This is a genomic window from Streptomyces sp. NPDC002730 (assembly GCF_042888805.1).
Lineage (GTDB): Bacteria > Actinomycetota > Actinomycetes > Streptomycetales > Streptomycetaceae > Streptomyces.
The window spans coordinates 1-7,878 of the sequence record NZ_JBIAQG010000042.1; the positions used below are offsets into that span (position 1 = coordinate 1).

The window sequence follows — 7,878 nt, forward strand, 5'->3', positions numbered from 1 at the left end:
CTCTCGCCAGCCGAGTTCGAACAACAACAGCAGAGAGCACGTAAACTCACACTCGCAGCATGAACCCCCGTGTCCACACTCCGGGGGACGCCTCAGCACGCCGGTCTGTGACGCGACGCGTGATCCAGCTCATGGAGTGCCGCGCCATCGTCCACAAGGAACGACACGAACCGCTGCCCCGACTTCTTCGACACGGTGACAGACCGGATCTCTCACCACCCACGTGCCGGGACCAGCGGAAACAAACCCATCCCAGCTTCGGAAGTTTGACGCGGCCTCACTTGCGGCCCAAACGCTCCACCTGGATCTGCTGGGAGTCGGGAAACCGGAACAACGGCGACCAACGCGCCTTCGACCGCCAGCGCACCCTGAACGTCCCATGTTCCCGGCATGCCCGGTCCAGATACACGGTCGTTCGGATGTCGATAGTCGAGCCCTTGACGAACTCCTCCGGCGCCATATAGCGCCGGGATCCTGGCAGCCGGTCAGCCTCCAAGATGAATTCCGGGGCAGTACTCGTCGAGGTCGCACAGGAGCATGCGGCGGTCATCGAAGGAGTAGAGGAAGCACCCGTCATACAGATCGACAGCGACAAGTGGCACGCTACCGGTCCACCGCCATCAGCCCAGCTCAGCCATCCGAAGCGAAACGGGGAGGCTAGGAGGTACCGCGCTCTCTCCACCCGCATCGGTTGATCATAAAGGCAGAACCTTTCACTGGTGAACTCGCATCCTGCCTTCCCGATCCTCCCACGGCAGGGCATTGTGGCGAACGCCCTGGTTCCAGGCCAGGTACGAGGTCCGACGTGAAAGGAATACATCATGTCCGATGGCCCGCTGGGCGGGGTTCGTGTCCTGGACGTGTCGACGATCCTGGCCGGACCAGCTCAGCTCGACCATTCGTGCCCGCATCACCAGATCCCGCGGCGTCGACTCCAACTCCCCAGCTCAGTATTCGGCTTCAGCAATCCCCACCGTGACCGGTCAACGGGAAGAACCGGGTCAGGACACGAATTCTCACTGGAGTGCTAGCCAGGTGGCGGATGTCGGTTCGTGGGCGGGCAGGGCTGACATTGCGGGTGAGGCCCCCTTGCGGTTCTCGGGTCCTCCTCACGAAACGATGTAACTCAGACTGTGCAACTTGGTTGCAGATTTTGGATTGGGTGACCCCCTGGACGACAACGAGCTGGCCGAAGAGCTCCGCCTGGTCGTGGGACGCCTGGTCCGCGTGGTGCGCGCCGGGGACATTATGGCCCCTGGCGAGGCCGCGGTGCTGGGATACCTGGACCGCAGCGGCCCGCAGATCGCCACCGACATCGCGCAGCAGCGTGGAGTCAGCCATCAGGCGGTGGCCAAAGCGGTCAAGAGACTGCTCAATAGCGGCTTCGTGCGCGCCGAAGCTCACCCCAGTGACGGGCGCAAGCTGCTGCTGCACCTCACGTCAACGGGGCGTAGCCGCCTGGCGGAAGAACGCCAACGCCGCGAGGACTGGCTCGGCGCCGCCATCCATCAAGTTCTCACCTCCAGCGAACGGGAAGCACTCGCAGCGGCCATTCCCCTGTTCTCACGACTGACCGCTCACCTGCTAGCCAAATAGGAGGCTCCCCTAAAGTTTCGCGGACGCCTTTCGGGACAAAAGGGTGCCAGCGGCCGCACCGGTGGTCGGTGAAAGCTGTCAATAACTCGGCAACCACTGCAGCCGCGTGCACTGCAGTCGCCCGGTGTGCGTCGTAGCCTGACTCCGGTTCCGAAAAGTGTCACGGTGTACTGGGCAACAGCTCTTGGACAGGAGAAGGCGCAGAATGGGCATCTGTGTTTGTCGGAGCGATGCCCGTCCGTACATGGCTCTCTTGATGGTTTTCACGTCTGTTGACGTGGCCTTCGACGATGCCGGAGGACCAGGGAAGGGTGAGGTCGGCGGTGACAGCGGCAAGGTCCTGACGGAGAAGGCCGGCGAAGCCACTGATGGGCTGAGGCTGGTCCTTCTCTGCCTGGCGAATCCACTCCGGCAGGAGCATGCCGCACTGATGGCGGGCCATCTCAAGAAAGGCCCAGGGATCGAGGAGCGCGGCCCTATGTAATGGGCAAAGAATGCCAGTTCAGCACAACTGAAGGCGTCCGCGGCGGGGAGCGCGTGGGCGGTTTCGAAAAGCGCGGAGTGGTAGATAGATCAACCGATCGGATTTCTTATCCGCGTACTGCAGGCTTTCTCCTCAGGGGAGGGTAGCTGCACATCCCGTTTTGGAGTCCCGGTGAACCCGACACGCACGAACGGCCACCAGCAGGAGACAGTTCAGGTAGGGGGCGCGACACGTACGTTCACTCTCGTGAGGCCGGGATCGCCAACCGAGCAGGCGCCGGTAGTGCTGGTCTTTCATGGGTCGAAGCAGGATGCGGCCAAGTTCCGTGTCTTCACAGCGGGCACCTTCGACCGCTGGGCGCAGGAAGCGGGCGCGATCGTGGCCTACCTCGACGGCTACAAGGGGCACTGGAACGACGCCAGGGTCTCTACCTCCTTCGCGGCGCGTACTGATGGCGTGGACGACGTCGCCTTTGCCAGGGCAACTCTTGATCTCCTGGTGCGTCGCTACAACGGCGATGGCTCAGCTGTCTATGTTGTCGGGTTCTCGAACGGCGGCCAGATGGTCATCCGGCTGGTTCACGAGATGCCCGCAGTCCTGGCGGGCGCGGCAATCCTTTCCGCCACCCAGCCGGTCCCGGAGAACTTCGCTCCGAACGCGGCCCAGAACCAGCCCCTGCCCGTGCTGCTCATTCATGGCACCAAGGACCCCCTCGTCCCCTATGCCGGAGGAATGGCCAGCATGTGGGGATTCCGGCCGCGAGGTCTTGGCCTGTCGGCGCAGGAGACGGCCGCCTACTACGCATCCCGCAACGGCATCACCACCGCCCCCACCACCACGCCCGTGGAGGCGGCAGAGGCGGGGCGTACCAAGGTGGAACGCACCGACTACCGTGAGCAGGGCCACCAGCCGGTGACGCTCTACACCGTGCACGGCGGTGGACACACGATCCCCGGACCGAAGAGGGCCCCCCGCATCTTGGGCCGCACCGCTCAGAACTTCCGGGCGGCGGACTTGATCAGCGACTTCTTTGGCCTGACCTCCCGCGTCTCCGGCTGAACCGGAAGCCATTCAGTCGAATGCCCGCGAACGCCAGGGGTGTTGTGGCTGAAGGTCAGAATCGAATCAGGTGCCGGCTTTGCTGACGATCGCATCGAGCCGGCCGTCGAGCTTGCAGGGATCGGCGGGCGCCGCTGCGGTCCCGGGCTTCCTCGCGGGGAGCGGTATGTCAGTTGTCGACGCGGTGCATCAGCTGTTCAGGGTAGCGGAGCCCGGCGGCGGCGCCGGGCGGCACAGCGGCCTCGAGGGCGGCGAGCTGGCGGGCGTCCAGATGGATTCCGGCGGCCGCAGTGTTCTCCTCAAGGTAGGCGATGCGCTTGGTGCCGGGGATGGGGACAATGTCCTCGCCCTGGTGAAGCAGCCAGGCCAGGGCGAGCTGGGTGGGGGTGACGCCGGCCTCGGCGGCCAGCGCGCGCACCTGGTCGGCCAGGCGCAGGTTCGCGCGCAGGTTCTCGCCCTGGAAGCGGGGGTCGTGGCGGCGGTAGTCGTCCTGGGCCAGCGAGGCGGTGTCCGTGATGGCGCCGGAGAGGAAGCCGCGGCCGACGGGAGAGTAAGGGACCAGGGCGACGCCGAGTTCACGAGCCGTCGGCAGGGTCTCCGCCTCCAGCCCGCGCTCCCACAGGGAGTATTCGCTCTGCAGGGCTGCAACGGGGTGGACTGCGTGGGCGCGGCGCAGGGTGTCCGCGTTCACCTCGGACAGCCCGATGTGCCGGATCTTGCCTGCGGCGACGAGTTCGGCGAGGGCGCCCATGGTGTCCTCGATGGGGACCTCGGGATTGCGGCGGTGCAGGTAGTACAGGTCGATGTGGTCCAGGCCGAGGCGGGTCAGCGAGGCGTCGACGGCTTTCCTGGCGTACTCGGGGCTGGAGTCGACCCCGAAGCCGCCCTCGTTGAGCAGGGAGCCGAACTTGGTGGCGACCACCACGTCGTCGCGGCGGCGGCCGGCCAGGGCGCGGCCGAGCAGCCGCTCGTTGTGGCCGGCCCCGTACACGTCGGCGGTGTCCAGGAGGCCAACCCCGAGGTCGAGGGCGCGGTGGATGGTGGCGAGGGACTGCGTGTCGTCGGTGGCTCCGTAGAACGCGGACATGCCCATGAGCCCGAGGCCGACGGGGTGGACCTGGGGTCCGTGGGTGCCCAGGGTGCGCTGCTTCATGGCGGGTCTCCTTGGTGTGAGAGTGGGAGTGCCGGACTGCCCCTGATCGGGGTGTGCGGGGCACTGGTAGTGGCAGGTTCGGGCGATGGCTTGGTGGTGTCGTCGCCGGTTGGAGCATGGGAGTCTGTGCTCGGGGGTAGGGGTCGCGGCGTTCGTGCCGTCGGGGAGTGGGCAAGGTCCGGGAGTCGTCGGATTTCTGCGACGGTGAGGGTGGTCGAACCGATTCTTCGGCCCTCTTTTGAAGTTCCGGGCGGCCATGGCGGCAAGGAAGGCATGGGCGAGCATGGCCGGTGTGATGTGCCGGTCTCAACCGACGTAGCGAGGGCCTTCGTTCTGGTCCAAGGCCGCATTCATTCTTCGCGGCATCGCCCAGCGGGATCCAGCCACGCGCGCCGCTCGGCCACGGTCGTCTCGCAGCGTGCGTAGGCGACGTCGGCGGGCGGCTCAGGGTGCGGCGAGCAACCCACCCATCGCTGATGGGTGGGTTGCTCACTGCCAGGCCCTAGGTCCCGGGCAGCTCTGCGGCCGCCCAGTCGTGGACACGTGGGCCTTTGGCCCCTTCCCGCCCGGTGGCTGGTCCGCGCCATGGTCAGGTCTGCGGGCTGTCGCCATCCACGTAGGAGTAGTCCGTCTGTACGAACGGGTTGACCAGCCATTGCGCCACTCGGGCGAGTCCCTCCTGGCTGTGGGGCGCGGCCATGTGCTGGCTGACAGCCTGTGGGGAGGCGTATCGTTGCACAAGGTTGAAGCGGTTATCGGCTGCTCGATCGCGTAGTAGGTCGTACTGCAGGACACCGTCTTCAGTGCGACTGGCAGCCACGATCGCCTTCATGGTGACGAGGAACTCTTCCAGATGCTCGGGGCGCACCTCGAGTTCAAGGGTGTACCAGCGTTCTTCAGTAACGGTCACGAGTCCTCCTGGGGTTGATGCGTCTGGGGGTGGATCGGATGCCGAATCGGGGCCATTCTTTGTGACGGAATCTGTGCCCGGGTCTACCGCCTCAGCGGAACAGCGGTCTGCTCGCCTCCAGTCCCACGACCTCGTGCACGAGCTTGTTAGCCGACGTCCCACAGGAATCGGTGGGTGTGGATGCCGAAGTAGGGGAAACTCTCCACCCGGACCACGCCTTCGGCGGGGCGGACTACGTCGTTGATGAAGTCCAGCAGGTCGGGCGGGTGTTGGCAGACCACTTCGGCGAACAGGTCGAAGGTGCCCGCGGTGAGGACGGCGTAGATGACCTCGTCACGGCGGGAGAGCTCGTCCGCTACTGCACGGGGATCGCCGTCGACAGTGATCGCCAGTAGCGCCATCGCCTGGCCGCCCATGGCCATCGGATCGGTGACTCCGACGACCTGCACCACCTTGGTGTCGATCAGCCGTTGCAGGCGCTGGCGGGCGGCGGAGGGGGACAGCCCCACCTTGGGCCCGAGGTCGGCGTACGGGATGCGGCCGTCGGCCTGCAGCTCCCGCAGGATGGCCCGGTCGATGTCGTCCACAGCCGGGCCCCTCAGCCGGCCAGTTCGGCGAGGGCGTCGGTGAACAGGGCGGTATGGGTGTCCACGTCTGCGTGGGTCGTGTCCGGGCACATCAGCGCCATGTTGTGGAACGGGGTCATCAGCACGCCCCGGTTGGCCATCCACAGGTGCATAAAGTCCTCCAGGTCTGTGTCGCCGGCGGCTGCCGACTCGGTGCCGGTGCGCGGGGCGGGCGACGCGAAGCGGTACTCCGTGCGCGCGCCGAGGCGGCTCACCGACCACGGCAGGGCGTAGGAATCGATGCCCTTGCGAACGCCTTCCTCGAACCGCTCGGAGAGGGCAGACATATGGGCGAACGCGTCATCGGTGAGCACATGCTCCAAGGTGGCCCGCATCGCCGCGACGGACAGCGCGTTGCCGGCCAGTGTGCCTCCGACGCCTCCCATGTCGACCAGGTCGAGGTCATCGCGCCCGTGGAGGCGGTCGGCCAGCTCTGCCGACAGTCCGTATCCGCCGGCGGGAATGCCACCGCCGATGGCCTTGCCGATGGTGAGCATGTCGGGTTCCAGGTCCCAGGCGCTGGTGCAGCCGCCGGGCCCGGTGGAGAACGTGTGTGTCTCGTCGTTGATCAGCAGCACGCCGTGACGCCGGGTCAGCTCCCGGACTCCCTCGAGGTAGCCCGGCTCGGGCAGGACGATGCCGATGTTGGTCAGCGCCGGTTCCATCAGAACGGCCGCGACATCTCCTTCGGCCAGCTCGCGTTCCAGGCCCGCGAGGTCGTTGAACTCGGCGACCCTGCTGGTCAGTGATACATCGCAGGGCGCGCCCACATTGCCTGGGCGGCCGGCCCCCCGCCCGTCCTCACCGACCACGATAAGTGACTCGTCCACACTTCCGTGATAGCAGTAGCTGTTGAACAAGATCTTCTGCCGCCCGGTGACCGCCCGCGCCAGGCGGACTGCCCAGCGGTTGGCGTCCGTCGCGGTGAGCGAGAACGACCAGCGCGGCAGCCCGAAGCGGCGGGCGAGCTCCGCCCCCACCCACTCGGCGTCCTCGGTCGGGAGCATCGCGGTGGCCCCGCCCTGGTCCCGGTACCGGCGCTCGACAGCCCCGACGACGGGAGCCGGAGAGTGCCCGGCCATCGCGCCCGTGTCACCCAGGCAGAAGTCGATGTACTCGTGCCCGTCGATGTCGGACACCCTCGCCCCGCAAGCCCCGTCGAGGTAGAGGGGAAAGGCGCCCGCCGTCTTGTTCATCCAGGTCATCGGAACCCTGCCGAACAGGTGCCCGGCGCGCTCGTAGGCGGCCTGGGACCGGGGATTGCGCCGGGCGCTCTCCTCGACCTCCGAGTCGAGCAGGCGCCGCAGACGGGCACGGTCCATGGGTCACACCTCCAGTACGAGCCGAACAGCGACGACTATACACATGAATCGCGTACATGCGAAGCGATTGACACTTGATTCGAGCGTCACCGCAATCGAAACCAGCGGGCCAGTGGGTGACCGCCCCCATCACGACTCGCGCGGCTTCATGCCGCGCGGCCCGTCCACAGAGGAGTTGCGCATGCCCGACACCGCAGCAATCGACCGGCTCCGCGCCACGCTGCACCACTCTGCTCTGGAACACCGCGTACTATAGGGCCTGTTGCGAAAGTTGATCATGATCGTGAATGATCACGTGTCGTGGGGCGTGGTGATCTGACCGACATCCAGTGGGCTCGGCTTGAGCCTTTGCTGCCGCAGGGCAAGAAGCCGGGCCGGCCGCCCCGTTGGGCACGGAGGCAGTTGATCGACGGCATACGGTGGCGGACCCGCACGGGTGCGCCGTGGCGTGATGTACCCGAGCGGTACGGTCCGTGGGACCGGGTCTACGACCTTTTCCGGCGCTGGCAGCGCAACGGCACCTGGAAGCAGATGTTCGTGCGCTTGCAAGCCGAGGCCGACGCCAGAGGCATGATCACATGGGATGTCAGTGTGGATTCCACCGTTGTGCGGGCCCACCAGCACGCCGCTGGGGCGCTGAAAAAGTGCCCCTATGGCTTTCGTCAAGCGGTAGCGATCTTGGGCGGTTCGTAGAAGGTGCCGTCCCGGAGCATGGCGAAGAGGACATC

8 protein-coding genes are annotated in these 7,878 nt (G+C 66.3%); 4 read left to right on the forward strand and 4 right to left on the reverse strand.

Annotation, left to right across the window (positions count from 1 at the left end; all coding sequences use genetic code 11):
• Window positions 1–1,170: 1,170 nt before the first annotated feature.
• The 3 genes from ACFYXH_RS42005 to ACFYXH_RS42015 all read left to right on the forward strand — a co-directional run bounded on the left by ACFYXH_RS42005 (window position 1,171) and on the right by ACFYXH_RS42015 (window position 3,139).
• Entirely contained in the window at window positions 1,171–1,596 is a 426-nt protein-coding gene (locus ACFYXH_RS42005; RefSeq protein WP_389575047.1) for a MarR family winged helix-turn-helix transcriptional regulator, read from the forward strand.
• 277 nt (window positions 1,597–1,873) lie between these two features.
• Window positions 1,874–2,080 carry a hypothetical protein gene (locus tag ACFYXH_RS42010; RefSeq protein ID WP_389575049.1) on the forward strand — a complete coding sequence of 69 codons (207 nt, stop codon included), beginning with the start codon at window positions 1,874–1,876 and terminating at the stop codon, window positions 2,078–2,080.
• A gap of 171 nt (window positions 2,081–2,251) precedes the next feature.
• Window positions 2,252–3,139, forward strand: a complete 888-nt coding sequence (locus ACFYXH_RS42015) for an alpha/beta hydrolase family esterase (protein WP_389575030.1) — start codon at window positions 2,252–2,254, stop codon at window positions 3,137–3,139.
• Window positions 3,140–3,308: 169 nt separating this feature from the next.
• On the opposite strand, the gene ACFYXH_RS42020 is transcribed toward ACFYXH_RS42015, so the two are convergent.
• The 4 genes from ACFYXH_RS42020 to ACFYXH_RS42035 form a co-directional block, all read right to left on the reverse strand.
• Complete coding sequence (locus ACFYXH_RS42020) at window positions 3,309–4,292, reverse strand: aldo/keto reductase (protein ID WP_389575033.1); 984 nt, start codon at window positions 4,290–4,292, stop codon at window positions 3,309–3,311.
• Window positions 4,293–4,881: 589 nt separating this feature from the next.
• A complete protein-coding gene (locus ACFYXH_RS42025; protein WP_389575036.1) occupies window positions 4,882–5,202 on the reverse strand; it encodes a putative quinol monooxygenase in 321 nt (106 codons plus the stop codon).
• A gap of 146 nt (window positions 5,203–5,348) precedes the next feature.
• Window positions 5,349–5,789 carry an Lrp/AsnC family transcriptional regulator gene (locus ACFYXH_RS42030; RefSeq protein WP_389575040.1) on the reverse strand — a complete coding sequence of 147 codons (441 nt, stop codon included), beginning with the start codon at window positions 5,787–5,789 and terminating at the stop codon, window positions 5,349–5,351.
• 11 nt (window positions 5,790–5,800) lie between these two features.
• Window positions 5,801–7,150, reverse strand: coding sequence for a transaminase (locus tag ACFYXH_RS42035; protein ID WP_389575043.1), 1,350 nt, complete (start codon window positions 7,148–7,150; stop codon window positions 5,801–5,803).
• Window positions 7,151–7,450: 300 nt separating this feature from the next.
• Here ACFYXH_RS42035 and ACFYXH_RS42040 point away from each other — a divergent pair, with 300 nt between their 5' ends.
• On the forward strand, window positions 7,451–7,843 hold the full coding sequence (locus ACFYXH_RS42040) for an IS5 family transposase (protein WP_389575045.1): 393 nt from the start codon (window positions 7,451–7,453) through the stop codon (window positions 7,841–7,843).
• Window positions 7,844–7,878 lie beyond the last annotated feature (35 nt).